General features: G+C 69.9%; 28 protein-coding genes. 12 read left to right on the plus strand and 16 right to left on the minus strand.

All coding sequences use genetic code 11. From position 1 onward, the window contains the following. Positions 1 to 2: 2 nt before the first annotated feature. On the minus strand, positions 3 to 1,802 hold the full coding sequence (locus tag MRBLMI12_RS05080) for a DUF2207 domain-containing protein (RefSeq protein WP_363354429.1): 1,800 nt from the start codon (positions 1,800 to 1,802) through the stop codon (positions 3 to 5). A 42-nt stretch (positions 1,803 to 1,844) separates the two neighbouring features. Here MRBLMI12_RS05080 and MRBLMI12_RS05085 point away from each other — a divergent pair, with 42 nt between their 5' ends. Beyond that, a complete protein-coding gene (locus MRBLMI12_RS05085) occupies positions 1,845 to 2,285 on the plus strand; it encodes a MarR family winged helix-turn-helix transcriptional regulator (protein ID WP_349428692.1) in 441 nt (146 codons plus the stop codon). 236 nt (positions 2,286 to 2,521) lie between these two features. Here the strand turns inward: MRBLMI12_RS05085 and MRBLMI12_RS05090 are convergent, their stop codons facing one another. From MRBLMI12_RS05090 to MRBLMI12_RS05100, 3 genes are all read right to left on the minus strand, one after another. Next, positions 2,522 to 3,256 (minus strand): ABC transporter permease, encoded by a 735-nt coding sequence (locus tag MRBLMI12_RS05090; protein WP_363354431.1) that lies wholly within the window; start codon positions 3,254 to 3,256, stop codon positions 2,522 to 2,524. After that, on the minus strand, positions 3,253 to 4,110 hold the full coding sequence (locus MRBLMI12_RS05095) for an ABC transporter ATP-binding protein (RefSeq protein ID WP_363354433.1): 858 nt from the start codon (positions 4,108 to 4,110) through the stop codon (positions 3,253 to 3,255). The genes MRBLMI12_RS05090 and MRBLMI12_RS05095 overlap by 4 nt, the downstream gene beginning before the upstream one ends. 64 nt (positions 4,111 to 4,174) lie before the next feature. After that, positions 4,175 to 4,786: a TetR family transcriptional regulator gene (locus MRBLMI12_RS05100; RefSeq protein WP_363354435.1), complete on the minus strand. Its 612-nt coding sequence runs from the start codon at positions 4,784 to 4,786 to the stop codon at positions 4,175 to 4,177. Between the two features lie 71 nt (positions 4,787 to 4,857). Between MRBLMI12_RS05100 and MRBLMI12_RS05105 the strand changes: the two genes are divergently transcribed. Beyond that, the gene (locus MRBLMI12_RS05105) at positions 4,858 to 5,442 is read left to right on the plus strand and encodes a thymidine kinase (RefSeq protein ID WP_363354437.1); all 585 of its coding nucleotides are present in this window, start codon (positions 4,858 to 4,860) and stop codon (positions 5,440 to 5,442) included. 59 nt (positions 5,443 to 5,501) lie between these two features. On the opposite strand, the gene MRBLMI12_RS05110 is transcribed toward MRBLMI12_RS05105, so the two are convergent. Continuing rightward, complete coding sequence (locus tag MRBLMI12_RS05110) at positions 5,502 to 5,957, minus strand: Hsp20/alpha crystallin family protein (protein WP_363354439.1); 456 nt, start codon at positions 5,955 to 5,957, stop codon at positions 5,502 to 5,504. Positions 5,958 to 6,159: 202 nt separating this feature from the next. Then, a complete protein-coding gene (locus MRBLMI12_RS05115; protein WP_363354441.1) occupies positions 6,160 to 7,761 on the minus strand; it encodes an L-serine ammonia-lyase, iron-sulfur-dependent, subunit alpha in 1,602 nt (533 codons plus the stop codon). Positions 7,762 to 7,978: 217 nt separating this feature from the next. On the opposite strand from MRBLMI12_RS05115, the gene MRBLMI12_RS05120 reads away from it, so the two are divergent. From MRBLMI12_RS05120 to MRBLMI12_RS05140, 5 genes are all read left to right on the plus strand, one after another. After that, positions 7,979 to 8,152 (plus strand): hypothetical protein, encoded by a 174-nt coding sequence (locus MRBLMI12_RS05120; protein ID WP_308868560.1) that lies wholly within the window; start codon positions 7,979 to 7,981, stop codon positions 8,150 to 8,152. A 164-nt stretch (positions 8,153 to 8,316) separates the two neighbouring features. After that, the gene (locus MRBLMI12_RS05125; protein WP_363354443.1) at positions 8,317 to 8,622 is read left to right on the plus strand and encodes a hypothetical protein; all 306 of its coding nucleotides are present in this window, start codon (positions 8,317 to 8,319) and stop codon (positions 8,620 to 8,622) included. Positions 8,623 to 8,635: 13 nt separating this feature from the next. After that, positions 8,636 to 9,928 (plus strand): cytochrome P450, encoded by a 1,293-nt coding sequence (locus MRBLMI12_RS05130; protein WP_363354445.1) that lies wholly within the window; start codon positions 8,636 to 8,638, stop codon positions 9,926 to 9,928. Positions 9,929 to 10,266: 338 nt separating this feature from the next. Next, positions 10,267 to 11,463: a DNA polymerase IV gene (dinB, locus tag MRBLMI12_RS05135; RefSeq protein ID WP_349428701.1), complete on the plus strand. Its 1,197-nt coding sequence runs from the start codon at positions 10,267 to 10,269 to the stop codon at positions 11,461 to 11,463. Positions 11,464 to 11,526: 63 nt separating this feature from the next. Further along, the gene (locus MRBLMI12_RS05140; RefSeq protein ID WP_363354447.1) at positions 11,527 to 12,414 is read left to right on the plus strand and encodes a zinc-ribbon domain-containing protein; all 888 of its coding nucleotides are present in this window, start codon (positions 11,527 to 11,529) and stop codon (positions 12,412 to 12,414) included. A 22-nt stretch (positions 12,415 to 12,436) separates the two neighbouring features. Here MRBLMI12_RS05140 and MRBLMI12_RS05145 read toward each other — a convergent pair whose 3' ends face one another. The 3 genes from MRBLMI12_RS05145 to MRBLMI12_RS05155 are packed head-to-tail and all read right to left on the minus strand — an operon-like array spanning position 12,437 to position 13,895. Continuing rightward, positions 12,437 to 12,898 carry an SRPBCC domain-containing protein gene (locus MRBLMI12_RS05145; RefSeq protein ID WP_363354449.1) on the minus strand — a complete coding sequence of 154 codons (462 nt, stop codon included), beginning with the start codon at positions 12,896 to 12,898 and terminating at the stop codon, positions 12,437 to 12,439. Further along, a complete protein-coding gene (locus MRBLMI12_RS05150) occupies positions 12,895 to 13,554 on the minus strand; it encodes a dihydrofolate reductase family protein (protein ID WP_363354451.1) in 660 nt (219 codons plus the stop codon). Before MRBLMI12_RS05150 ends, MRBLMI12_RS05145 begins: the two co-directional genes overlap by 4 nt. Beyond that, entirely contained in the window at positions 13,551 to 13,895 is a 345-nt protein-coding gene (locus MRBLMI12_RS05155) for an ArsR/SmtB family transcription factor (RefSeq protein ID WP_363354453.1), read from the minus strand. The genes MRBLMI12_RS05150 and MRBLMI12_RS05155 overlap by 4 nt, the downstream gene beginning before the upstream one ends. Before the next feature lie 290 nt (positions 13,896 to 14,185). Between MRBLMI12_RS05155 and MRBLMI12_RS05160 the strand changes: the two genes are divergently transcribed. Further along, entirely contained in the window at positions 14,186 to 15,109 is a 924-nt protein-coding gene (locus MRBLMI12_RS05160) for an ABC transporter ATP-binding protein (protein WP_363354455.1), read from the plus strand. After that, positions 15,106 to 15,936 (plus strand): ABC transporter permease subunit, encoded by an 831-nt coding sequence (locus MRBLMI12_RS05165; protein WP_363354457.1) that lies wholly within the window; start codon positions 15,106 to 15,108, stop codon positions 15,934 to 15,936. The genes MRBLMI12_RS05160 and MRBLMI12_RS05165 overlap by 4 nt, the downstream gene beginning before the upstream one ends. Positions 15,937 to 16,008: 72 nt before the next feature. Here the strand turns inward: MRBLMI12_RS05165 and MRBLMI12_RS05170 are convergent, their stop codons facing one another. Together MRBLMI12_RS05170 and glsA are read right to left on the minus strand one after the other, a co-directional pair. Beyond that, positions 16,009 to 17,652, minus strand: a complete 1,644-nt coding sequence (locus MRBLMI12_RS05170) for an MFS transporter (protein WP_363354459.1) — start codon at positions 17,650 to 17,652, stop codon at positions 16,009 to 16,011. Then, positions 17,649 to 18,668: a glutaminase A gene (gene glsA, locus MRBLMI12_RS05175; RefSeq protein WP_363354461.1), complete on the minus strand. Its 1,020-nt coding sequence runs from the start codon at positions 18,666 to 18,668 to the stop codon at positions 17,649 to 17,651. The genes MRBLMI12_RS05170 and glsA overlap by 4 nt, the downstream gene beginning before the upstream one ends. Before the next feature lie 167 nt (positions 18,669 to 18,835). Here glsA and MRBLMI12_RS05180 point away from each other — a divergent pair, with 167 nt between their 5' ends. Next, complete coding sequence (locus tag MRBLMI12_RS05180; RefSeq protein ID WP_363354463.1) at positions 18,836 to 19,345, plus strand: hypothetical protein; 510 nt, start codon at positions 18,836 to 18,838, stop codon at positions 19,343 to 19,345. Between the two features lie 31 nt (positions 19,346 to 19,376). On the opposite strand, the gene MRBLMI12_RS05185 is transcribed toward MRBLMI12_RS05180, so the two are convergent. Further along, a complete protein-coding gene (locus MRBLMI12_RS05185) occupies positions 19,377 to 20,309 on the minus strand; it encodes a cation transporter (RefSeq protein WP_363354465.1) in 933 nt (310 codons plus the stop codon). A gap of 188 nt (positions 20,310 to 20,497) precedes the next feature. Here MRBLMI12_RS05185 and MRBLMI12_RS05190 point away from each other — a divergent pair, with 188 nt between their 5' ends. Both MRBLMI12_RS05190 and MRBLMI12_RS05195 read left to right on the plus strand, forming a co-directional pair. Beyond that, on the plus strand, positions 20,498 to 20,959 hold the full coding sequence (locus tag MRBLMI12_RS05190; protein WP_363354467.1) for a GNAT family N-acetyltransferase: 462 nt from the start codon (positions 20,498 to 20,500) through the stop codon (positions 20,957 to 20,959). 59 nt (positions 20,960 to 21,018) lie between these two features. Next, positions 21,019 to 21,639 (plus strand): DUF1349 domain-containing protein, encoded by a 621-nt coding sequence (locus MRBLMI12_RS05195; protein WP_363354469.1) that lies wholly within the window; start codon positions 21,019 to 21,021, stop codon positions 21,637 to 21,639. 66 nt (positions 21,640 to 21,705) lie between these two features. On the opposite strand, the gene MRBLMI12_RS05200 is transcribed toward MRBLMI12_RS05195, so the two are convergent. From MRBLMI12_RS05200 to MRBLMI12_RS05215, 4 genes are all read right to left on the minus strand, one after another. After that, the gene (locus tag MRBLMI12_RS05200; RefSeq protein WP_363354471.1) at positions 21,706 to 22,515 is read right to left on the minus strand and encodes a hypothetical protein; all 810 of its coding nucleotides are present in this window, start codon (positions 22,513 to 22,515) and stop codon (positions 21,706 to 21,708) included. Between the two features lie 56 nt (positions 22,516 to 22,571). Continuing rightward, positions 22,572 to 23,876 (minus strand): sensor histidine kinase, encoded by a 1,305-nt coding sequence (locus MRBLMI12_RS05205; protein WP_363354473.1) that lies wholly within the window; start codon positions 23,874 to 23,876, stop codon positions 22,572 to 22,574. Beyond that, entirely contained in the window at positions 23,869 to 24,546 is a 678-nt protein-coding gene (locus tag MRBLMI12_RS05210) for a response regulator transcription factor (RefSeq protein ID WP_363354475.1), read from the minus strand. The genes MRBLMI12_RS05205 and MRBLMI12_RS05210 overlap by 8 nt, the downstream gene beginning before the upstream one ends. A gap of 137 nt (positions 24,547 to 24,683) precedes the next feature. Next, on the minus strand, positions 24,684 to 26,423 hold the full coding sequence (locus MRBLMI12_RS05215) for a hypothetical protein (protein WP_363354477.1): 1,740 nt from the start codon (positions 26,421 to 26,423) through the stop codon (positions 24,684 to 24,686). Positions 26,424 to 26,448: the final 25 nt, after the last annotated feature.

Genomic DNA, 26,448 nt, shown 5'->3' on the forward strand with positions numbered 1-26,448 from the left:
CCTCACACGCCGCCGCCGCCTCCCCCGCCACCGCCGCCGCCGGCAGAACCGCCGCCCGACGACCCGCCCGAGGACGACGATGCGGACGCCGACGACGACAGCGTCGAGATCCCTGCGGAGAAGGCCGCCGCGTGGAAGCCCGACGATCCGGCGTACCAAGTCGGCGAGTTCCCCTCGCCGTAGAGGACGGCGAGCTCTTCCGCCCACCGCTTCTCCTGTCCGAACACGACGGCGTACGGAAGGAGGGTCTCGTACAGCTTCAGCTTCACCCGCGGATCGGAGACGTCGACGTGCACCCGTTCGGCGCCCTGCGGCGACTGCAGCATCCGGATGCGGTCGGCCTCCGCCCACTCGATGAACTGCTTCAGCCCCCGCAGGTGGTCGCGGGCCTCCGCCCCGGCGGCGGTGAGCGGCTTGTGCGACACCATGCCCGCCACCACCAGTACGACGATCACGGCCCCGATGATGAGCACCACCGGAACCCACGGCGTCACGTAAGCGACGAGGGCGCCGATGCCGAAGAGCAGGACGAGCACGGCGGAGATGATCGCGATCACGACCGGCCACGCCCGGGGGCCGATCGGCACTCTGCGACGGAGCCCCCGCGTGGTCAGCTCGGACGTCGCCGCCTTCAGCACCTTCTGCGCCGTCGACGAGAACCTGGTGTCGGTGCGACCGAACTCGAACTCCTCGCCCGGCATGCCGGAGGGGAAGAGGCCGGGAAGCAGCATCCGTCCATCTCCGTCTGCGAGCGACGGGTTCTGGAGCACGGCCTTCAGCCGGGTCCCGCCGAACCACTTCTGCGGGCCCTCTTCGATGCGGATGCTGCCCACCACCGCCTGCTCGAGCACCTCGGCCGGGATCGCCTTGGACGTGTGACCGAGGAGCACGGCGCTCTCGAGCGCATCGATTCCGCGAGGCGGCGTGTACTCCGCGATGATGACCGGCCGGCCGGCCTCGTCGCGCAGGTGCCGCGCACGCGTGACGCCCGCGAAGACCACCGCCGTGCCGAGTCCGAGGAGAGCGACCGCTGCCTGCAGCCAGCCCCAGGGCGACGCCAGGTAGGAGGTGTCGAACTCGGTGAAGGTGTCGGGCTCGAACCCGATCGCGATCGTCATCGTCTGATACGGCTGGACCCCTTCGACGGTTGCCACAACGGCGCCGTCGGAGTCGCCGATGGGGCACGTCCGAGTGTCGTCCTGGTAGCCGACATAGCAGGACTGCCTGCCCGTGCGCGCGGCATCCACGTCGTCCGGCATGGTCACACGCGCGGTGACGCGGCCGAACGACTGGGGCCAGGCGGTGCCGTTCACGTCCCAGTAGAACTCGTCCGAGCCGGTGTCGGCGAAGTACCGCGTGACGTTCTCGAGCGTGTACGTGAAGATATAGGTCTGGCGACCGTGGACGAACTCGCCGGCACGCGAGGTCATCGAGAAGAGGCCGTCTTCCGCCTCGGTCTCCGCCTCTCGCGCCGCACCGTTCTCGTCCGTGATGGAGACGAGCTGCGGGTTCAGCGGCGCCCCCTGGTAGTTGTCGGGGATCACCCGCCGCATGCCGCGGTTCTGGTCGGACTCGGGGAAGAGCGCGACGAACGTCTCGACGACGGTGAGCGCGCTGGTGCCGTCCTCGGCGCGACCGAGCTGGTACTCGACATCAAGGCTCTCGAAGGAGAAGTCCTCGACGTCCGCACGAGCGGGAGCGGCGCCCACGCCCGCGAGGAGCAGGCCCGCGAAGACGGCGAGCAGCAGCCCCATGACCACGAGACGGCGCGCGCGCCACGACGCGATTGCAGAAGACGCCATGGGGCCAGCCTAGGGTCCACCGCCTGCCCTACTCTTGACGATATGACCGACCGCCGTCTCGCCATCGACGCCTGGGAGAGCCTCTTCCGGGCCCAGCACGAGGTGTTCGGCGACATCAACGGCGACTTCGACGAAGAGATGCTGAGTCAGGCCGAGTACGACGTGCTCCTCACCGTCACTCGCTCCGACGACCTCACCGCGCGGCTGCGCGACGTCACCGCGAACATGCTCATCAGCCAGCCCAGCGTCTCGCGGCTCGTCGACCGCATGGTGGCGCGCGGACTGCTCACGAAGTGCGCCGATCCCGACGACGGGCGCGGGGCGCTCGTCCACGCGACGGATGCCGGTGCGTCGCTGTTCCGCCGCATCGCGAGCGCGCACGGCAAGGCCATCGCCGAGCGGATGTCGCTGCTCTCGGACGCCGAGCTCAGCCAGCTGCGCGACCTCACCGCCAAGCTGCGCAAGACCCAGCCCAGCTGCTGACTCCCGGCTCGGTCGTTGAGCGATCGCAGCGAGTCGAAACGCCCCGGCCGGCGTCGCACGTCGGCCCACTGCGTTTCGTCTCGCTCGTTCCTCGCTCGCTCAACGACCGGGCTCCCAGCTCGGTCGTTGAGCGAGCGCAGCGAGTCGAAACGCCCCGGCCGGCGTCGCACGTCGGCCCACTGCGTTTCGTCTCGCTCGTTCCTCGCTCGCTCAACGACAGGTGGTATCCGGCTGCCTCACGGGGTGCGGCGCCGGAGCGTGAGGGAGGCGAGGATCAGCGCTCCCACCGCGAATGCCACCACGACCAGAAGCGGACCGAACACGTCCCAGCCCTCGTCGCCGGCCGTCACGGCGTTGATCGTGTCGATGGCGTAGCTCAAAGGCAGCACCTTCGAGATCTGGTAGAGCGCCTCGGGCATGTCCTCGCGCGGCATGAACAGGCCGCCGAGGATGATCTGCGGGAACACGATCAGCGGCATGAACTGCACGGCCTGGAACTCGGTGCGGGCGAACGCACTGGCGAGCAGCCCGAGCGCGCTGCCGAGGATCGCGTCGACGACGGCCACCAGTCCCAGCTGCCACAGCGGTCCGTCGACGTCGAGGCCGCACACCCACACGGCGAAGGTGACGGTGATGACCGCCTGCAGCGTCGCCATCAGCCCGAACGCGAGGCCGTATCCGACGATGAAGTCGGCCTTGGCGATCGGGGTGGTCATCAGGCGCTCGAGGGTTCCCGACCGGCGCTCGCGGAGCGTCGTGATCGAGGTGATGAGGAACATCACGATGAACGGGAACAGCGCCAGGATCGGTCCGCCGAACTGGTCGAACACGCCCTCCTGGTCGCTGAACAGCCAGGCGAACAAGCCGACGAGCAGGCTCGGTGCGACGAGCATGAGCGCGATCGACCGCGGGTCATGGCTGAGCTGGCGGAGCACCCGCCCGGCGGTCGCGAGGGTGAGCACGCCGTTCACGATGCCCGCCCGTCGTCCGTGGGATTCGTCTGCGACTCGTGCGGGTGCCCTTCTCGAAGCTCGCGGCGCGTGAGCGGGTGCGGTTCGATGGGCGAATCGCCCGCGCGCGGCCCCTGAGCTTGCGCCTGCCGGACGGCGTCGCGTTCGATCAGCGTGAGGAAGGCGGCATCCGGATCCGTCGTTCCGGTATCGGCGAGCAGGCCGTCCGGCGTCGTGTCGGCGATGATCCGCCCCGCCCGCATCAGCACGAGGCGGTCGCACCGCACCGCCTCGTCCATCACGTGGCTCGAGACGACGAGCGTCGCCCCGGCGTCGGCCAGACCACGGAAGAGGTCCCACAGCTCGGCCCGGAGCAGCGGATCGAGGCCCACCGTGGGCTCGTCGAGCACTAGCAGCTCGGGATCGCCGAGCATCGCCACCGCGAGCGAGACGCGACTCTCCTGCCCGCCGCTGAGCGAGTCGATCGTCTGGTCGCGCTGGTCGGCGAGGCCGACCTGCTCGATCACCCGATCGACATCGCGACCGGGCGCTCCGACCAGCCGGGCGAAATAGCGGAGGTTCTGCCGGATGGTGAGGTCGCCGTACACCGACGCCGCCTGCGTATCGTACGCCACCCGCCGTCGCAGTGCGCGTGATCCGCCCGGCTCGCCCAGCACGGTGACCGAGCCGCCGGCGATCTTCTGCACGCCCACGATCGAGCGCATGAGCGTCGTCTTGCCGCACCCCGACGGACCCATCAAGCCGGTGATCTGGCCGCGTGGGATGTCGAGATCGAGAGACGTGAAGACCTCGGTCTTGCCGCGTCGGACGTGCAGATCGCGCACGCTGACGGCATCCGTCCTCAGGCTATTCATCACGTGATGAATAATGGGCCCGCCGTGCCCCCGGGTCAAGGGGTCCGGCGGTGACTCCCTGGCGTCACGAGCCGTAGAGGTAGCCCTGCACCGTGGGCCCCACGCGCCGGATCAGTTCGTCGACGGATGCCTCTCCCAGCGCCGGCAGTCGCAGGACGTAGCGGGCGATCAGCAGACCCGCGACCTGCGAGGCCACGAGCGCCGCTCGCAGCTCGGCGTCTTCGACGTCGAGCGCCCGGACGATGCGCGAGAGCAGCTCGCGCGAGATGAACCCCGCCAAGAGGGGCGTCGTGAGCTTGTTTCCGATGGTCGTGCGCAGGAGGGCCACGCCGCGACGGCGCACATCGGCGTCCTCCCAGGTCTCCAGCAGGTACCGCACGATGCGCTCGCCCACCTCGTCGCGGGGCCCTGCGAGGATCTCGGGGATGGCGAGGTCGGGCCGCATCGGCGCGCCCACCGTCTCGCCGAAGAGATCGGCCTTGGTGCCGAAGTAGTGGTGCACGAGGGCCGAGTCGACGCCGGCCCTGCCGGCGATGCCGCGCATCGTCGCGCCGTCGTACCCGAGTTCGCCGAACTCGTCCATGGCAGCGGCGAGGATCCGCTCGCGCGCGTCGGACTGCCCGGCGCGCGGGCGGCCGCGACGTCGCTTCGGCGCCGGCACGACGTACTCCACCACGGGGTCAGCCTACGTCGGCAGTCGACTGGCGGCCACGTGATCCGATTCCGGTCGGACGTAGTCTGGGCGCCATGCACACGCGCACTCAGGCGAGGCTGCAGGTCGTCGCAGGTCCCATGTTCGCCGGCAAGTCCGAGGAGCTCATGCGTCGCGTCCGCCGCGCCCGCATCGCCGGCCTGTCGGTCGATGTCGTGAGCCACGCCCTCGACGATCGTCGCGGCGAGGGGCAGGTCAGCTCCCACTCCGGGCTCAGCGTGCCGTCACGCTCGGTGCCCGACGTCGAAGCGCTCGTCGCCTCGGTCGAGGGCCGCGCGCTCGACATGGTCGCGATCGACGAGGCGCAGTTCTTCGGGCCGGACCTCATCGACGCCGTGAATGCGCTGGTGACGGAAGGCGTCGACGTCGTCGTCTCGGGCCTCTGCGTCACCTTCGACGGCCGGCCGTTCGAGCCGCTGCCGGCGCTCATGGCGATCGCCGAGGACGTCCTGAAGCTCACGGCGGTGTGCGCGGTGTGCGGTGAGGACGCGGCGTTCCATCAGCGACTGTCGGCCGGCGGCGCCGGCGATCCGCTCACTCCGACGAGCGACCAGGTGGGAGGCATCGAGTCGTACCAGGCGCGATGCCGCCGCCACTTCACGGGCGCGGCGCGAACGTAGGCGCCGGGAACGACGGATGCCTCGTCCCGGCCGGGACGAGGCATCCACTGTCAGAGCGCTTACTGCTCGATCGGCTGCGGCGCGTCGTTGGACTCGTGCGCCTGGATCGTCGGCGTGCCACCCTCGGACGTCACCTCGATCTTGCGCGGCTTGGCCTTCTCGCTCACCGGGATCGTCACGCTCAGCACGCCGTTGTCATAGCTGGCCGAGATGCGCTCGGTGTCGATGCCCTGGCCGAGGTTGAGCTGGCGCAGGAAGCTCGCCGCCTCGCGCTCGCGGGTGATCCACTTGACGTCGTCGCCGCTGGTGAGCGTGCGCTCGGCGCGGATCGTCAGCAGCTGGCCGTCGACATCGATGTCGACCGAGCCCGGGTCGATGCCCGGCAGGTCGGCGGTCAGGACGTAGTGGTCGCCGTCGCGGTAGAGGTCCATCGGCATGCGGCGCGGACCGCGGCGCGTGTCGAAGAGACTCGACGCAAGACGGTCGAGGTCACGGAACGGGTCGTAGGTTGCCATGGGAATCTCCTCTCTGTCCAGAAGTTGAGCCCACTTGGCTCAACTACGTTCAGATTAGCACTCTCACCATGCGAGTGCTAGATGGGTCCGCGTTCGCCGTGAACGAACACGGGCGCGGTTCGTCTCTGCGTTTCGACTCGCAAGCTCGCTCAACGACCGGTCGTTGAGCGAGCGAAGCGAGACGAAACGCCCAGACAGTTCGTCAGCACTCGATGACGTTGACCGCGAGGCCGCCCTCGCTCGTCTCCTTGTACTTGTGCGACATGTCGATGCCCGTCTGCCGCATGGTCTCGACGACGGCGTCGAGCGAGACGTAGTGCGAGCCGTCACCGCGCAGCGCGAGACGCGCCGCCGTCACGGCCGTCGACGCGGCGATGGCGTTGCGCTCGATGCAGGGGATCTGCACGAGACCGCCGACAGGGTCGCACGTCAGACCGAGGTGGTGCTCCATCGCGATCTCGGCCGCGTTCTCGATCTGCCGGTTGGTTCCACCCATGACGGCCGTCAGCCCACCGGCCGCCATCGCGCAGGCCGATCCCACCTCGGCCTGACAGCCGCCCTCGGCACCCGAGATCGAGGCGTTGGCCTTGAACAGCGAACCCAGCGCGGTGGCGGTGAGGAGGAACCGACGGATGCCGCGGCGACGGTTCGCCTCAGCCCTCTGCTCCTCGCTCCACTGCGCCGGCTCGGGAGAGCCAGGGGCCTGGCCGGGATACCCGAGCAGGGCGCTGCCCACGAGCTCGCCGTACGGGGTGACCGCGTTGCCCGCGCCGAGCCCGGAATCGGCGAGGAAGCGCCACCAGTACATCGCCACCGCGGGCACGATGCCGGCGGCGCCGTTCGTGGGCGCCGTGACGACCCTTCCGCCCGCCGCGTTCTCTTCGTTGACGGCGAGCGCGAAGGCGCCCAGCCACTCCCCCGGCAGCTCACGACGGCCGTCGGCCTCGGCAGCCTCGAGCTGCTCGCGGATCGACGCCGCACGTCGCTTGACACCCAGCATCCCCGGCAGCACGCCGCCGGTTCCGAGGCCCGCCTCGACGCAGGCGGCCATCGCATCCCAGATGGCATCCAGGCCCGCGGCGATCTCCTCGTCGGGTCGCCGGGCCTCCTCGTTGAGGCGTGCCGCCTCGGCGATCGTGATGCCGCGCTCATCGCACAGCGCCAGCAGCTCCTCGGCGCTCGCGAAGTCCAGGGGGAACACGCCCGCACCCGAGCCCGCGGGCCCCGCGCTCGTCGGCGGATCGCCCTCACGACGGATGAACCCGCCGCCGACGGAGTAGTAGGTCTCGCGGACGAGGAGTCCGGCATCCGTGGCGGGAGCGACAGCCGTCACCGACGACGATCCGGTCTCGCGCACGCCCGCCGCGGCCACCGCGCGCGCCGGCCCGTCGTCGGCCGAGGTCCACGCTTCGAGCGTCATGGCATTCGGGTGACCGGGCAGCCGCGTGCGCGGTGCGAACACGACGTCGCCGCGTTCGAAGCGCACGGGCTGGATGCCGGCGAGCTCGAGCGGCTGCCCGTCGGGCCAGGCGCCCCACGCCGAGCGCACGGCATCCGGATCCACCGTCTCGGGTTCGAGTCCCCGCAGCCCGGCGACGACCGCGTCGGGTGTCCCGTGGCCGATGCCGGTCGCACCGAGCGAGCCGTACAGCGTGCAGGTCACCCGGCCGACCTGCGGCAGCACGCCGGCCTCGCGCAGGCGGACGACGAAGTCATGGGCGGCCCGCATGGGGCCGACCGTGTGGGAGCTCGAGGGTCCTACGCCGATGGAGAACAGCTCGAACGCCGAGACATAGGCGCTCATCGCCACCAGGCTAACGCCGCAGTCGATGCGAACTGCACGCCGTTACCGAGTCGTGAGAGGCAGGATGCCTCGACTCGGGCGGCCAGCGCATGCAGTGTGATGACTGCCGTGCGACGCCGACGGCGCACCGTTGCCTCTGGTGAATCGTGCGGCGTTGCGATAGGCAGGTACCAGCCCCGCGCGCACGCGACGGAGGCGGTTCGAGAGAGGGTCCGCGATGCTCTTCGTCCTTTACCTCATCCTGCTCCTGGGCGGCATGTACCTGGTCGGCTCGGCCTTCGCGGCCCCGTTCCTGCCGGCGCTGGTGTTCGTCGCCGGAGTCCTCTGCATCTCGCTGGCGGTGGCACTGCCCATTGCGGCGCAGCGGATCGACAGCGGCCCCCGGAAATAGCCGGCTCGCAGTCCCCGAGCGGGGTTTGTCAACCCCGAGAACACCCGGCCTGTTGTCGACCAGAATCGACTCGCTGCATCAGCGTGGAGGCACCGAAATGAGAACAGCGACATCCGCATCGCCGTGGTCCGGCACCGGACAGGAGAGGTGAGCGAACGATGGTGATGCTCGAACCACAGGTTCGTCCGACAGGGCGGCAGTACGACCTGCAGCGCGTGGATCAGTCGACGTGGATCATCCGCGACGCGCACGTCCCCACGACCGACGCGAGAAGCGTCGTCGCCTGCGTCAGCGAGGCCGCCTGGGACGGCGTCGATGTGCTCTGGCTGCACCCGGTCGGCCTGCCCACCCACTACCGCACCGCCGACGCGGTGCTGCGCGACCTGATCCGCCACGGTCGCCGGAGCTCTGGGACCACCCGGCCCATACCGATCCCGCATCGTCCGCCGGTGAAGCCCGAGCGCTGCTGATGCGGCCGCCGCGATGAGGCCGCCGCTCGCCGACGACTCGCTGTCCGTCCTCGTCCAGGGCTATGACTTCGGCGAGCGGATCTGGCGACGGGTCCGCGACGGTGCGCGGTCCGCCCCGATGCGATTGCTGGGCCGCGACGCGCTCCTCGTGCGCGGCTCAGCGGGCGTGGCGGTGTTCTACGACCAGGCGCGCATCGCCCGGCACGGTGCGATGCCCGCGATCGTGCAGAACACGCTGTTCGGACACGGATCCGTGCACAGCCTCGACGGCGACGAGCACCGCCATCGCAAAGCGACGTTCGTCGACGTGGCGTACGAGGATGCCGAGGTCGAGCGCCTGCAGCCGCTGCTCGAGCGCGAATGGCGCCACGAGCTCGACGCCTGGCTCAAAGGCGGCGAGCGCACCGCCTACGATGCGGCAGTCGGTGCACTGGGCCGGGCGATCATGGTGTGGGCCGGACTGCCGGGCACCCCCGCCGCGAAGACCCGCTGGGCGGCGCGTCTCGCGCAGATCGTGGACGGATTCGGTGCGTCCTACTCCCCTGCCTACGTCGCCGCTGCGGTGAACCGACGCTGGTCCGACCGGCATGCGCGACGCCTCATCAAGGCCGTGCGCGCGGGCGACCTCGCCGCGGCGGAGGGGACGGCGCTCCACTCCTGGGCCTGGCACAGGGATCCCGCCGGTGAGCTGCTGCCCGCACAGCTCGCAGGGGTGGAGCTGCAGAACTCGATGCGTCCGATGATCGCCGTCGCGCGCTTCGTCGCCTTCGCCGCCAAGGAGCTGCACGACCGGCCCGAGTGGAGGGCTCGCATCGCCGCCGAGACGGCGGAGCGGGCGACGCTGGTGGGCGGTCCCCTCGCGATCATGTTCGCTCAAGAGGTCCGGCGCACCGCGCCCTTCGTGCCGATGCTGCCCGGATGGGCGAAGCAGGACGTCGAGCTCGACGGTCAGCACCTCGCCGCCGGCGGTCGGGTGGTGCTCGACATCCTCGGCACCGACATGGACGCCGGTTCGTGGGAGAACCCCGCCGCCTTCGACCCCGAGCGGTTCCGTGGCGTCGAGGACTACGAGGCGCTGACAGCCTTCATCCCGCACGGCGGCGCCGAAGTGGCGACCGGCCACCGCTGCCCGGGTGAGAAGCTCGCGATCGCCGGCCTCGCGGCCGCGATAGCCGTGCTGAGCGATCCCCGGCTGACAGTCCTCGACTCCGGGCTCTCCGTGAACCGCCGCCGGCTTCCGACGATGCCGAGATCGGGAGCACGCGTGCGGGCGGGCGGGGCGCCGTCACGCTGCCCGATCCACTGACGACGGATGAGGCATCCCGCGCTCACGCAGTGCCGCGCGAGCGTTCACGTATCCGGGAAGTGGTGGTCCTCGGCACGGCGGACGTCGGCGAGCGTCGCCTTCCAAGTGCTCCGCCGCGGGCGCCGACGGTCGAAGAGCCTCCTCAGGGAGTCTCCGACGGAGCGGAGAGCTGATCCGATTGTGATCATGGCTGCTCACCTCAAGCAGTGGGGGTTTGTCTGTGGAACAGGGATATCCCGTGGGGCGCCACGGCGTCTTGGGGCTTGACCTGGCGCCCGAGGTGTGGTGTCCCCGGTAGGTGCGATGATCCGCATGGGGATGATCGGCGGGAGGGCGGGATGCGGGGCGAGGCGACCGTGCTGCACGCCGACCTCGACGCCTTCTACGCCTCGGTCGAGCAGCGCGACGCGCCCGCACTGCGCGGACGACCCGTCATCGTCGGCGGTGGCGTGGTGCTGGCGGCGAGTTACGAGGCGAAGGCCCGTGGCGTGCGCACTGCGATGGGCGGCCGGCAGGCCCGCGAGCTCTGCCCGGATGCGGTGGTCGTCCCCCCACGGATGGACGCATACTCCACGGCCAGCCGTGAGGTGTTCGCGATCTTCCGCGATACGACACCGCTCGTGGAGGGGCTCTCGATCGACGAAGCCTTCCTCGAGGTCGGCGGTCTGCGACGCATCGCGGGCACGCCCGAGCAGGTCGCCGTGCGCCTGCGTGAGCGGGTTCGCACGGAGGTCGGACTCGCCATCTCTGTCGGGGTCGCGCGGACGAAGTTCCTCGCCAAGGTCGCCAGCGCGGTCAGCAAGCCCGACGGCCTGCTCGTCGTCGAGCCCGATCACGAGGAGGCGTTCCTGCTCCCGCTGCCGGTCGAACGGCTGTGGGGTGTCGGGGCCGTGACCGCGGAGAAGCTGCACCGGCTCGGCATCCATACCGTCGGGCAGCTGGCCGAACTCGAAGCCGCCACCGCCGAGAGGCTGCTGGGCAGGGCTGCCGGTGCACACCTCCACGCGCTCGCTCGCCTGCGCGACCCGCGCCCTGTCGACACCACGCGGCGCCGCGGGTCGATCGGCTCTCAGCGTGCGCTCGGCAACCATCCGCGCTCGGCGGAAGAGCTCGATCTCTTCTTGACGCAGATCGTCGACCGGCTCGCCCGCCGCCTGCGCGAGCGGGACCGGGTGTGCCGCACGGTCGTGCTGCGCCTGCGCTACGGCGACTACGCGAAGGCCACCAGATCCCGCACGTTCCGCTTCGCGACCGACCGCACCGCCCTGCTGCTCGAGGTCGCGCGGGGGCTGCTCGCCGCCGCACAGCCCGAGATCGAGCAGCGCGGCATCACCCTCATCGGGGTGTCACTGTCGCAGCTGGGCCGCGCCGACAGCGTCCCGCCGGAACTGCCCATCGACTGGGACGACGGGTCTCGCCTCGACGGGGTGCTCGATGCGGTTCGCGACCGCTTCGGCGCGGCGTCGGTGGCACGCGCCGCGCAACTCGGTCGCGATCCGGGCTGGTCGACGCCGCTGCTGCCGGAACACGAGTGACCGCGAGAACCGCGTCCGAGCGCCCACGGCAGGGATGTCGCCGGCCCGGCTTACCCTGCTCCCATGGCGGAGCGTGTCGAACTGTGGTGGGCCCGCCGCCAGTTCTCAAAGGGGTCGGAAGTCCCCTACCCCGTGGGGAGCTACCGCGAGGCCTGGGCGCCGTTCCCCGCGCTCATCCGCCAGTACCATCCCGAGCTCAACGCCGGCATCGTCTTGAGCCAGGTCCCACCGGCGGCCGACGTGCTGCTGCTGTGGCAGTGCGAGGCCGGCCACAAGTTCGCGGCCACTCCCGACGAGCAGCGCAACCGACCCGGACGTGAACGCCGGCGCTCCGCCTGGTGCCCCGACTGCGCCGACCTCGCCCGGCCCGCCCGCGGACTGCCGATGCGCGACACGGTGACCCCTCCCGACTCCCCGGTCCCGGCCGCCGTCGCCAATCCCACCGGTCGCGCGGTTCTGCGGCCGCGCACGCCGAGACACAGGCTGCAGGTGTGCGCGAAGACGCCTGACCTGCCCGTCGGCGAGCCGTTCCGCTCGGAATGCGCGCCGAAGCCGGCATCCGCGGTCGAGGCGCAGCTGCGCGCCGACCTGTTCGCCCGCCTGTCGGTCACACCCGGCTCGAACGCCGTGCGCGTCGCGCGCCCGTTCTTCGACCACGTGGAGGTGTGGCCCGACATCCTGCTTCCCGAGCTGCGCGTCGCCATCGAGTACGACAGCACCGGCCGGCACGGTCTCGAACACGTCGGCAAGCGCGAGGACGCAGACCTGCGCAAAGACCGCGCGCTGCGCTCTGCGCGGTGGGAGGTCGTCCGCATCCGCACCGGCAGGCTCGAGCCGCTGGGCCCGTTCGACCTGCAGATGTCGGCCTGGAACACGAAGGGCCTCGAGCGCCTCATCGACACTCTCCGAGACATCCGCGGACCACTGCTCGTCGACCCGTACCTCGCCTGACGCGAACCGTCGGCGACAGCGTCTATCCGAGGTGGCGGGCCAGAGCTTCGAGGATGCCTCGCGTTCCTTCTTCGCGGTTGACCCCGTCTGCCCAGAACCGGTCGAAGAAGACGCCGTGCTCGGCATGCGTGAAGCGTGTGCCCTCGGGGATCCGCTCGAACTCGAGGGATGCCACCGACGTGGACATGTGGATGGCGTCGAGCCACATGTCGTAGGTCGTGACGATGCGCACGTGCTCGACGATGTCGGTGTAGACGGCCTCGTACCGTGACAGCGGTCCGCCGTGGAACTGCGCCTCGTCGACGTCACGCCCGCCGACACGGAAGTCGAATGCCCACTCGCGCGAGTCGAAAGCATCGCTGTCGCCGAACCAGCTGCGCTTCTGCGTCTCGTCGGCGAACGCCTGCCACACGTCCTCGACGGGCACGGGATAGTCGCGGGTGAGCGTGAACCCGGCGTGGGCGAGTCGGCGCTCGACCGTCATCGCTGCTCCTGTCGGGTGAAGGTGACGTGGATGGTGCCGCTTTCGGCGACCTCCGTGGTCACGCGGTGCGTGTGCTCGAGACCGCGAAGGTCATCCCACACGCGGTTGCCCCGGGAGAGCACGATCGGTGCGATCCCTACGTGCAGATCGTCGACGAGACCGGCCCGCAAGAATTCCTGCGCGGTGCGCACGCCGCCGCCGACCCGGACGTCGAGCCCGCCGGCGGCGGCGGTGGCCTCCGCGAGCACGTCCTCGATCGCGCCGGTTCGGAAGTGGAAGGTCGTGCCGTTGCCCATCGCGATCGACGAGCGGGGTGCGGAGTGCGTGAGCACGTAGACCGGGCATCCGAACGGCGGCTCTTCGCCCCACCACCCCTTCCAGTCCGCGTCGTCGGGATTCGCGTGCAGACCGAACATGGCTGCGCCCATGATCTCGGCGCCGACGCCGGTGAAGAACGCTGCGGCGTACGACTCGTCTACGCCGGTCGTGCCCGCGCCGCTCGTGTCGCCGAAGACCCTCTGCCGGAAGGTGCGGGTGGCCGCGTATGCCGCCGTGAGGGGTCCCCAGTCCTCACCCATGGGGTTGTCCGCCAGGGGATCGGGCGCCGCGGTGTATCCGTCGAGCGACGAGAACAGGTCGATGCGAACTCGGGTCATTGCGAGGTCTCCTTGTCAGTGATGCGGGTCAGGTGGATGCCGAGGCGGTCTGCCTGTCGCTCGGCGGGTGTGCGCTGCTCGCCCAGCCAGATATGCAGGACGTCGAGCGCGCCGGGTCGCAGGCTCACCGTGCGGACGCGTCCCTGTTTGTTCGACGTGACGAGTCGCGCGTCCTCGAGGATGCGCAGGTGCTGAAGCAGCGACGGCAGCGTCATCGAGACCAGCCCCAGGAGGTCGGACACGACCGCCGGGGAGTTCGCGAGCCGCTCGACGACCATCCGCCGAGTCGGATCCGCGAGAGCACGGAGCACCGCGTCCAGCTCCGCGGAATAGTTAGGCATATGCCTAACTATTGCGCATGCCACCACAACGCGTCAACGGGCTCTCCCAGACATCTCCTCGTGGGTGAACCGCCTCCGTTCTCGGGTCGCTCGACGATCGCCGAGGTCGGCATCGAAGTGCCCCCGACGGTGAAGGCCGAGGGCTAGAGTCAGTCGTGGAGAGCCGGGAAGCCTGGTGGGCGCAACATCGACGTTGCCGACGAAAGGCCAGACCGTGCAGGCATCCGACACTCAGGCACCTCGGCCGATCGTCGACCCGCGCACGACCTCGATATGAGAGGAACCCCGCCATGCCTTTCGCGATTGAGACTCGTGCGCTCACGAAGCGCTACGGCTCGCACACCGCGCTGCACGGACTCGATCTGCGGGTCGAGTCGGGCAGCGTGTTCGGGCTCATCGGCCCCAACGGGGCCGGCAAGACGACGACCCTGCGCCTGCTGCTCGACATCATCCGCCCGACCGGCGGCGAGATCAGCGTGCTCGGCGAGAATCCTCGAGCGGCGGGGGCGAAGCTCCGCCGACGGATCGGCTACATCCCCGGGGAGCTCCGTCTGGAGGGTCGGCTGAAGGGGGGCGCACTCCTGAAGCAGCTCGCCGAGATCAGCGGCCCCGTCCCGCCCGGATCGATCGAGCTTCTCGCGGAGCGGCTCGACCTGGACCTCGCGCGTCCCGTCCGGATGCTCTCGAAGGGCAACAGGCAGAAGCTCGGTCTGGTGCAGGCATTCATGCACGGACCGGAGCTGCTGGTGCTGGACGAGCCGACGAGTGGACTCGATCCGCTGGTGCAGCGGGAGTTTCTCGCGATGCTCCGCGAAGCACGGCACGCGGGGCAGACAGTGCTGCTGAGTTCGCATGTGCTCAGCGAAGTCCAGCAGGCAGCCGACGACGTCGTCGTCCTCGCCGGCGGCCGGGTCGTCGCAGAGGGCGCGGTGGCGGAACTGCGGCTCGCCGGCGTCCGCCGCGTCCGGGCCACGCTCACCGGGACGACCGTCGATTCGGTGCATCCCCTGCTGATGGCACTGCCTGACCTCGACGACGTGGACGTCACGGCGGCACCGGGCGACCTGGTACGGGTGTCTGCAACCGCACGCGGCGAGATCGATCCGGTCATCCGCGCTCTCGCGAGAGCGACGATCCGAGACCTCACCGTCGAGGAACCCGACCTGGAGGAGTCCGTGCTAGATCTGTATACCCGGACGGAGGCGGCATCATGACTGCCGTCGCAGTGTCGAGCGGCCGTTCGATGCGCGCGCCGCTGCCGGTGTTCCGGGGTTGGCTGGCCGAAGGGTGGCGCGGGCTGCTGGGCTGGGCGGTGGGACTGGTCGCTGTCGCACTCGTCTACCTGCCGCTGTTCCCGACGATGCAGTCTCCGGAACTGTCGGGGCTGATCGAGACGCTGCCGCCGGAGCTGGTTCGCACGCTCGGGTACGAGGACATCACCTCGGGTGCGGGCTACGCGCAGGCGACGTTCTTCGGCTTGATCGGCTTCGTGCTGGTGACGATCGCCGGGATCGGCTGGGGCGCTTCGTTCATCGCCGGCGCGGAGGAGTCGGGACGACTGGAGCTGACGTTGGCGCACAGCGTCGGGCGCGTGCAGTATGCGCTTGAGAGCGCTGCCGCCCTGACCGTGAAGCTGCTCGCGCTCGGGCTCGTGGCCCTCTTCGTCGTGGGAGCGGTGAACGGTCCCGCAGAGCTCGAGCTGGACCCTGTCAACCTGCTCGCGGTGACGAAGGCGCTGGTCGGCGTCGGCATGCTGTCGGCCACAGCTGCACTCGCCGGCGGGGCACTCACCGGGCGTCGCATCTGGGGAGTCGGGGTCGGATCGGCGATCGCCGTCGGGGGGTACGTGCTGCAGGCGATCGCGAACAACAGCGAGGATCTCGACTGGCTGCGGGCGTTCTCGCCGTTCGACTGGGCGTTCGGTGAGGCACCGCTTGCCAACGGCATGGATTGGACCGGGCTGGCGCTCCTCTGGGGCGGCGCGGCGGTGCTGATCACGCTCGCCACCGTGGGACTCGCGCGGCGAGACGTCCTCGGCTGACGGGGGCTTCGGCGGTGATGAGTCACAATCGGAGCGCAGATGTCTCCCACCTTCCCGGATTCATCGCAACACCTATGTCGTCGGCTCACGGCCGGTCGCCACGGATTCGGGAATCTCGCCGGGGATGTAGCGGGGAAGCCTGCTCGCGGGCACGATCGCGATCGCGCTCACGCCGGCGAGGATCAGCAGTCCCAGCTTCAGGGCGCTCAGGCGGGCTTCCTCGTTGAGTGCGACGGCCGCGTCGACCTGTGCGGGCGAGGCATCCGTCTGCTCGTCGAGCACGTTCTTCAGCTGGTCGTTGCTGACGAAGTTGACGCGGTCGAGATCGATCTGCGACACGAGCTCGGGCGAGAGTTCGGGGTGCTCGGCGAGTGAGGAGATGACGTTGACGCTGAGGATGCCGACCAGGAGCGCTCCGGCCACTGCGGTTCCGACGGCCGAGGCAAGGTTCTGCGTCGTGCCACGTACCGAGCCGACATCGCCGGCGAGCTCTTTCGGCGACGCGGTCACGAGCACGTTGAACACCAGCGTCACGAGCGCCCCCTGACCGACGCCGAAGACGAAGAGTCCCAGGATCGTCGGCAGCGTCTCCCAATTGTTCGTGACGACGAAGGCCAGCCAGACCAGCGCGATGGTCGTCAGCCCGAAGGAGAACATCCCGATCGTGCGGGGCGGGAATCGGCGGTAGAACCGAACGACCAGCATCGCGGTGAAGAACACGGTGAGATTGAACGGCAGCATCGCGAGCGAGGTGTCGAACGGGGTGCGCCCCTGCACGATCTGGATGTAGAGCGGGATCGTGAAGTTCAGCGCCGCCTCCATCCCGACGACGATGAACATCGCGTAGACAGCGGCGCGCTCCCCGGATGAACCGAACACCGACAGGCTGACGAGGGGGACCTTGCCCGCCTTGGTGCGGCGCCGGGTCCACAGGAAGAAAAGCTGTACCAGTACGAGGCCGATGAGGAGGAGGAGCGGTGCAGGTGACAGGCCGAGGATGTCGAAGGGCGCATCGGGGCGCGCCATCACTATGCCCCAGCGGTTCAGGTTGTTCACGCCGAGCGTGAGCGCCACGATGCCCAAGCCGATGAGCGCGGCGGCGACGAGGTCGATCTTGATCCCGGGATTGCCTGGTTCGCCGCGCAGCCGGAAGCTGAGCACGAACACCGCGACGGCGAGCAGCAGCACGACGACGAACACCTGGCGCCATCCCACAAGGGTCGCCAGCGTGCCGCCTATCAGGAACGCGCTGACGCCGGCGAGCGCACGAGCGGAGCCGAGCGAGCCGATCGCGGTCGCCTGCTGGGCGCCGTGGTAGTTCTCGGCGATGAGGGCGACGAGCGAGGGGACGATGATGGCCGCGGATGCCCCAGCCAGTGCTTGCGCGAGGATCACGAACCCGACCGTCGGGGCGGTGATCATCAGCACCGCCGAGACGGCGAACAGCGCGATCACGACGCGGAACATCAGCACCCAGCCGACCCGCTGCCCGATCTTCGCACCGACCATCACGAGGGCGGCGACAACGAGCCCGTAGGTGACGATCGCGGTGCTCACATCGGTGGGAGGCACTCCGAACGTGTCCACCATGCCACCCAGCGACACCGGCAGCGCAGACACGTTGTACGACATGAGGATCTGCGCGAGGAACAGCCCGATCATCGGCACCCAGGAGGCCCGTCGGATGCCGGTGGCTTCGGTCGTCGGAGCGGTCATTCGTTTGTCCTTCCAGAGAAGTGCGAGTCGGACGCGAAGATGTTCAGGCCGAGCGCGCGGGAGAGATAGGCGGTCGCGACCTGCCCCCGGACGCTGTTGCCCGCGGAGTCGAGCCGAGGCGCATACGCCCCGATCCCCACTTTTCCCGGAGCGACAGTGATGAGTCCGCCGGCGACACCGGACTTGCCGGGCAGACCGATCTCGAACAGCCACTCCCCCGACCGTTCGTACAGTCCGCTCGCCGCCATGACGGCCAGTGTGTCGCGGCAGACCTCGGCCGAGACCACCTTCTCCCCCGTCACCGGGTTCACACCGCCATCCGCCAACGTTGAGGCCATGACCGCCAGGTCATGCGCATCGACAAGCAACGCGCACTGCTTCGTGTACACGTCGACGACATCCAGCGGGTCGGTCTGGATCCGTCCGTAGCTCTCAAGGAGCTGCGCGATCGCCCGATTGCGATGATTCGTGGCCGCCTCGGACCGGTACACCTCCTCGTCGACCCGAAGCTCACGGCCCGCGAATCTCGACAGGCCGGTGCGGACCGCATCCCATTTCTCCGCGGCGCCGCCGCCGGGCATCAGCGCGGTGGTGGCCAACGCGCCCGCGTTGACCATCGGGTTCATCGGGTGCCCGTCGTTCAGCTCGATCGCAACCACAGAGTTGAACGCGAGACCGGTGTTGTTCACGCCCACCATGTCGAAGACCGCCTCGTGCCCGACCGTGTCACAGAGCAGCGCGTAGACGAACGCTTTCGAGATCGACTGGATCGAGAACGTCAGCCGGGTGTCGCCGACCTCGTGGACGCCACCGTTCACATCGGCGACGCAGATCCCGAATCCCTCTGGGTCAACCGCGGCGAGGATGGGGATGTAGTCCGCCACCGACCCCTCGGCGTGTTCGAGCGCCCGTCGATATGCCGCCTCCGTCAACGCGTCGATGCGATCGTCCGGCGGCACGGGCCCGGTGTCCACGGCAATGCCGATGTCGTTGATGCCCAGCTCACTCGCCCGCATGCAGTCAGCGTAGAGCCTCGTCGCCAACAGATGCCAACATCCGCATGCGTCGATTCAGCCGGAGCAAAAGGCGCCTTCTTGCGCAGCAGATCCCCCAGGGCCCGGCACCGTCACCCCGATAGCGGGCGTCGATCTCGGCGCGAACGCGGGCGATTTCGCGGCTGCTGGTGCAGGATGACCCCATGGAACAGTACTTGTGGGTCCTCAAGGACAAGGAGCTCGGCCTCATCCGTGAACTGGAGCCGGACCGCATCTCTCGGCTGGATGAAGACGGTCTTCTCTCGCTGCATAAGCGGGTTCGTCGTGCGCGCAACAAGCACACCACCAACTACCGTCGCGGTGCCGCCGAGCGGGTCGCCATGGCGGGCGGGCGCGGCACGGCGGCCGCCGGATCCGACAAGGCAAGGGCCCGCGCGTATGTGTTCGAGGAGGCGCTCGCCATCGTCAGCGCGGAGTTGGCGCGTGTCGCGCACGAGGAGGCCGAAGCACTCAAGGATGAGCGTCTCGAGCGCGCTCGCGCCGGAAAGTGGTCGGGCCCGGAGTCCATCGCCCCCAGCCCGGAAGGGGTGTCGTCCGGACGGATGAAGGAGCACCAGAAGACCACGGGCGGCACGAAGCGCGACGCGTCGAGTCAGGCCCAGGGGGCGCGGCGGCAGGCGAAACGCGACGCTCGCTGACGAAGCGGGCGCACACGCGCCGCCGCCGGCGCTACTCGTACAGGCTCGGGTCGGCCGTCAGCGAGACGTACGCCCAGACATCCATCCCGAGAGTGCTCAGCGCACGTTCGATCGCGCGCCGCACCTCGTCCTCCGCCGCGACATCCCAAGCCGCCCCATCCACGGTGAAGTCGACCTCGACGTAGAGCTTGCGCCCCACCTTGCCGGCCCGAACCAGCGGTTCACCGAGGCCGAAGTCCGCGCGCACGACGCCGACGGCCTCGTGGATTCGCTCGGTCAGATCGCGCGATGGCGCGCCTTCGAGCAGTTCATTCACGCCTGCCGCGATCAGCTGTACGGGAATGTAAGCCAGTACGACGCACGCGACGAGAACCAGGACCGGATCCACATAATCTGCGACGGATTCCAGCCCGGCAGCGACCAGGGCCGCAGCGATGACGGCTCCAACGAGCATCACCGCACTCAGCACCGCTCCCGCGCGCCATTGGGCGCATTCGGCGGCCACCAAGTCCGATGCGGGTGCCCGACGTCTGAGGAGAATCGCCACCGCGAAGCCCGCCAGCGCGGTGACGGCCCCGTACCCGGCGATCACGATCGGGTCGACCGGCGACCCGCCCGAGCCGATGAGGACGATGGCGTCGCCCACGGCGTAGATCAACGTGCCCGCAATGGCGAGCCCCTGGATGGTCACCACCATCGGCGTGAGGGCGTCCCGACCGAAGGGGTACCGCCTGTCCGGGCCCGCGCCTACCATCGCCGCGGCCCGCAACGATGCCACGGACAGCACCAGTCCGATGCTCATGTACGCCCCATCGAACACGATGATCCGGGTTCCCGTCACAACACCGAGCACGAGCGCACCGACCGCGATCACCACCGTCGCCCAGATACTGATCCACAGCGCGCCGCGTTCCGCCTGCTGGGCGGACCGCCGTCCGTCTCGTGACCGGATCGCTTCCGTCACCGCGACCCCCTTCGTCCGCCGGTGGGCAGAATCGGATGCCGTCACCATACCGTCGCGCCCGCCCGCGGGTGGGTCCGGGAAAGTGGTGCACGCGGAAGCCGTGCGTCGGCCAGACGCATTCCAGCCTCCCTTCGGAGGACTCCACGGGTATGGTCGACGCGTCGAGATCACCACCGGAGAATCGATAGATGCGGAGCGACATGGACACGGCGTCGAGCGTCACGGTACGACCGTGGAGACCCACCGATGACATCTCGGTATTGGAGGGTTTCGTCGCGACGTACAACGGCGAGCCATGGAACGACTCATGGACTGTCGAGTCCGCCGCCCAGTACCTCGGGGAGTTCCGAGCCATGCCGCGCTCAACCACCCTCGTCGCCGTCGCGGCGGACCGCGTGGTCGGCGCCGTGTACTTTCATGCCCGCACGTGGCAGGACGCGTCCGAGATCTTCATCGATGAGTTCTTCGTCTTTCCCGCGTCGCAGCGCCAAGGAATCGGCCACGCGCTCATGGCGGCCGTCCGCGATCGAGCGGCTGCGGAAGGTGCGGCGGCTCTCACACTGATCACCGACCGCGAGATGCCCGCGTTCGGTTTCTACGCCGGGCTCGGATTTCGAGAAGGTTCGACTCACGTGTTCATGATCGGCTGACGGCCAGGCGGTCGTTTCCCTCACCAGACCATTCCCCACCCCTACACAGGAGCACTTCGATGTCGACATCCCTCGCCGTTCCCGGCGTCCCGTTCGAGCTGACGCCCTCGGACGGCTCGGACTGGACCGTCGCCCCCGACCGGGTGGAAGTGCTCGCCCCCGCGCACAGTGACCTCTTCGTCGATCCGAGCGGCAAGAGCGGGACCGCGGCCGAGACGATGCTCAACGCGGTCACACTGCTCGGCGCTCCCGGCGCGGGCGACTTCGTCTTCTCGGCACGCGTGGGCGCGGACTTCCGGGCGATGTTCGACGCCGCCGTCCTCCTCATCTGGGCCGATGAGCGGCACTGGGCGAAGCTGTGCTTCGAGCGGTCGCCGGCCGGACAGGCGATGGTGGTGTCGGTCGTCACCCGCGGGGTGTCGGATGACGCCAACTCGTTCACCGTCGACGGCGACGCGGTCTGGCTCCGCGTCTCGCGGATCGGGCGGGTATTCGCGCTGCACGCCTCCACCGACGGCGATTGGTGGCACTTCGTCCGCGCATTCGCGCTCGGAGACGACATCGGCGACGTGCGGCTCGGGTTCGAGGGTCAGAGCCCGACGGGTGACGGATGCGCCGTGTGGTTCGACCGAGTGAGCTTCGCGCAGACGACCCTCGGCGACCTGCGCGACGGCAGCTGACTCGGAACGACGAACGGCGGCCGCCCGACCGATGTGGTCAGGTGGCCGCCGTTCCGCGCGCCGGCCTCAGTCGTCGCTCTCGACCCCGGCGGCGATCACCGAGAACTCGGCGTCGAGGTCGATCTCGACGACCTCGCCGGCGGCGGTCAGAACCGTGACGTCCCACGGCGAGGTGCTGTCGTCGTCGGCCTCGATCTCGACGACGCGCCCGTCGGCCTCGGCGAGCGCCGCATCCACGATCGCCGCGATCGCGTCTGCGTCGAGGACGTTCTGGGGCGCGGTGTCGTCGGAGTCGGCGGACTCGGTGGACGTGACGGATGCCTCGCCCGATGCGTCGACGCGCACCTCGGTCTCGGCGCCACCGTCGGTCTCGAGCGTCACCTCGGCGCCGCCATCCCGCTTCAGATCGATCGACACCGGTTCGCCCTCGCCGGCGGCGGATGCGGCGTCGATCATCGCAACCAGGTCGTCGGCGGAGGAGGTGCCGAGAGTCGACAGGTCGCCGCCGGCGCTGTCGTCGCCGGTGCTGTCGCCGCTGGTGCTGTCGTCGCCGGTGCTGTCGTCGCGCGAGTCGTCGTCACGGGAGTCCTCATCCCGCTCGCCCGACACCGACGACGTGGTGTCGTCATCGTCGACTTCGTCCGCGATCGCCGCGCCGACCGCGATGCCGCCCCCGGCGAGGACGGCCGCCGCGAGCACTGCGCCTCCGGCGATCAGCAGACCGCGGGTACGGCGGCGCTTCGGTGCGGGACCGGCCGCGGGCGCGCCCGCGTCGGCTCGCCCGCCCGGGGCGGGAGTCGCGGCGACCACCTCGGTCTGCTCGGCGTCGGCGGGGCGGGCGGGGGAAGTCTCGGGGGTGCTGTTCTTTTCATCCATGCTCCGATGGTGCCGACCGGTCGCTGAAGCAGGCCTGAAGCATCCTGAAGCCGTGTTCAGGATGCCGCGGGAAGCACGACCGAGAACCGCGCGCCGCCCAGCTGAGAGTCCTCGACGCCCACGCTGCCGCCCTCGGCCTCCGCGATCGCACGGACGATCGCAAGGCCCAGCCCACTGCCTCCGGCGTCGCGTGCACGTGCCTCGTCGAGGCGCACGAAGCGCTCGAAGATGCGCTCGCGCTCCGCCGCCGGAACGCCCGGGCCGTCGTCATCGACTGTCAGCAGCACCTGCCCGTCACGTTCGAGCACCCCGATCGCGACAGCCGACCGTGCGTGCCGCGCCGCGTTGTCGGCGAGATTGCGCACGAGCCGGCCCAGCAAGCGGACGTCACCGCGCACCCGTGCGGCATGGATGCCGGACCCATCGACCACCGCACCCCCGGCGCGGAGCCGTGTGATCTCCGCGAAGGCGAGGTCGTCGAGGTCGACGGCCTCGTGTTGGATCGCGGGACTCTCGTCGAGCCGCGTCAGCAGCAGGAGCGCGTCGACGAGATCCTGCATCCGCAGTCCTTCGTCGTGGACCACCCCGGCAAGATCGTCGATCGATGTCGCTTCCGGGTGCAGCTGCGCCAGCTCTGCGTGCTGGCGGATCGTCGCGAGCGGGGATCGCAGCTCGTGCGAGGCATCGGATACGAACCGGCGCTGCGCAGCGGCTGCGGCATCCAACCGATCCAGCATTCGATTCATCGTGCCGGCGAGCGCGGCGATCTCGTCGCCCGAGGCCGGCACGGCGACGCGCCGGTCGAGGCGATCGGCGGAGATGTCATCGACCTCTAGGCGGATGCGCTCCACTGGGCGGAGAGCACGCCCGACCACCCACCACGTGATCGCGGCGACCAGCGCGACGACCCCGGCGACGGCGACGACGAGCAGCACCGCGACCGTGGCGAGGGTGCTCTGATCGTCCTCCACAGACACGGCCAGGAGCAGCGCGCCGCCGTCGTCGAGGTCTTCCCGCACGACGACCATCGGTTCGTCGTCGTACGTGATCGCGGGGGCTCCGTCGATGTCGGGCAGGTCGCCGCTGTCGGCTTCCTCCGACGTGGCGACGACACGCCCGCCCTCGTCGAGCACCTGCGCGATGTCGTCGTCCAACCCGGTCACCACGGCCGGCCCTTCGGCGTCGATCCGGGCCGCGAGCTGCTCGGCGCGCGTCTCGGCAGCACGCACGGTGGCCTCACGGATGCTGACGGACAGGATGCCGTAGAACGCCAGCGCCCCTCCCACCAGCGCGGCGGCGACGACCAGCGTCGAGGCCGCGGTGATGCGGGTCCGCAGCGAACGGCGACGCCGCTCAGCCACCGTCGGCCGCCAGACGGTAGCCCGCGCCGCGGATGGTCTCGATCGCTGCTCGGCCGAACGGCCGGTCGACCTTGCGCCGCAGGTGACCGACGTAGACCTCGACGATGTTCGGGTCGCCCTCGAAGTCGTCGTTCCAGACGCCGGCGATGAGGTCGCGCTTGGAGATCACCTGCCCGCGGTGACGCATGAGGTGCTCGAGCACGGAGAACTCCCGCGACGTGAGCTCGACATCGGTATCGCCGCGCCGCACAGTGCGGGCACCGGGGTCGAGCCGAAGATCGCCCGCCTCGAGCACCGTCGGCCGCTCGACACCGCCCCGGCGGATCAGCGCACGCAGGCGGGCGACGAGCACGGCGAACGAGAAGGGCTTGGTCACGTAGTCGTCGGCGCCGGTCTCGAGCGCCTCGATCTGGTCCCACTCGCCGTCCTTTGCGGTGAGCATGAGGACCGGCGTCCAGTTCTCCTCCGCCCGCAGCGCCTCGCAGACCCTCCATCCGCTCATGCCCGGCATCATCAGGTCGAGCACGATGGCGTCGTACGCGGTCTCCCTGGCACGCCACAGTCCGTCCACGCCGTTGTGGGCGACGTCCACCCCGAACCCCTCCGCCTCGAGTCCGCGACGGATGCCGTCGGCGAGGCGCACCTCATCATCCACCACGAGAATCCGCATCGGCCCCAGTCTGGCCCTCGCCTGCTGAATCCTGCCTGAAGCGCGGCCCTCTTCGACGCTCGCCCTGGTGGCCGGCCGTCATCGACGATCACCCGCGCCAGCCTGAGACGAGAGCGCGATCATGGCTCAGGAGCCGGTCAGCCCGTCGGGCGCCTGGTGCGGTCGAACTGCAGGCCGCTCTCACCCTCGCCGAAGGCGGGGGTGACCAGGCGGCCGATCCAGACGCTCCAGGTGCCGTCCGCCCTCCGCGCGGCACGCGGGATCCGCTGGATGCGGACTCCCTGCCGCGGAACCTCCGCCGCGATGAGCACTTCCTGCGCGTCCTCGGCGAGGAGCCGGCCCTTCGCCGCACCATCCACGGCGTCCGCCATGCGGGCGCGGCGCAGCAGGACGCCATCCTCGCTGACCTGGGCGACGTAGGGGTGCCAGTTGTCGGGCACGAAGGTCTGCAGCTCGTATCCCAGCACCTTCTCGGCCGGCGCGTCGCCGGGGTTGATCGGGCGCGGAGGCGGCATCGCCCCCGCCTTCACGGGGGCGGGATCGCCCGACACCGCCGGCACGGTCTGCTCGATGGCCCAAACGAGGTTCGCGGTCTCGTCGCGCAGGAAGCGCACGTCCTCGATCGGCGGACCCTCGAACACCGCCGCGGCCGCGGGCGGCACGAACAGCCCTTCGAGCTCGCCGCGGGGCGCGCCAGGTTCGGGGGCGGCCTCCGTCGTCGTGAACATCCGCCACGGCGCGGCGGCGGCGCCGGCGGGCACCGGGGTCGGCTGCTCGGTGAGTTCCCACAGAGATCCGAAGGTGTCGACCCACCGCACACCGTGCATGCGCAGCACACCGCCGGGCGGCGTGTCGACGGGCAGCACGAGCCAGTCGTCGCCAGTGACGATCGCGGCTTCGACGACGAGCACGCGAGCGAGCTCGTCCGGGTCGGCGTAGACGGCGCCGAGCGACACCGCCGCATCCTCGAACTCCCAGAATCTCGAGACGGGCGATCCCGGGAACTCGAGGCGTGACGCGAGCACGTTGCGGGTGATCGGCTCGGGCGCGTGGCCCGCGGCATCCGGTGCGTTCTCTCGTGGGAGCAGATCGAAGCTCGACCAGCCCACAGTGCCGCCGCCGTACTCGGGGGCGCTGAGCACTTGCGCCGTCGTCGCCACGCTGAACCCGTACTCCAGGCGTCGGTCCACCCAGCTGGACGGGGCGGCTTCGGCTCCACTCTCTTCGGCGAACCACGCGCGCCACTCGTCGATCGCGGCGCGCGCGGCCTCGCGGCCTTCGCGCCTGAGAGCGGCGGTGAGCCAGGCCGGATGACTCCGCGCGATCGCCGTGGCGAACGCTTGGGCATCGAAGGTGCGACCCACGAGCATGCGCTGCGTCTGCGCCCAGTCGCTCGCGTCGTCGCCGACGGTCGTCACGGGGAACCGCTGCACGATCCTCGCGACTGCGGTGGCCTCGCCGAGCTCGGCGAGGACGTCCTGCAGCGCCCACGCCGCAACCACCGCGAACCGCGTGTGCCCCGAGCCATCGGGTGGAGGATCGGATGCCTCGGCCTCGACGTGCGGCTCGAGCAGGTCGCCGGCGCGCCATGCCTGCCAATCGCGGGATTCCCCTTCTTCGGGAAGCGGTCCCGGGTGCCAGGCTGTGATCGGATCGAACTCGGCTGAGACTGTCACCGCCAGCGGGGTCCCGGTGTCTTCGCCGGCGAACTCGCCGAACTGCCATTGCCGGCCCAGCATCCACAGCGGATCCCAGACCTGAGCCATGAGGCCGACCTCGGGGTCACCGCTGACCGGGTTCGGCTCGATCCGGGTCGCGAAGGGCACGATGCCCGTCACCGCGCTGACGGCCGTCGCGGGCCGGAACACACTCGCCATGTCACACTCCTCCCCTTGGCACGGG

This window comes from Microbacterium sp. LMI12-1-1.1, from assembly GCF_040676455.1.
Classification (GTDB): Bacteria; Actinomycetota; Actinomycetes; order Actinomycetales; family Microbacteriaceae; genus Microbacterium.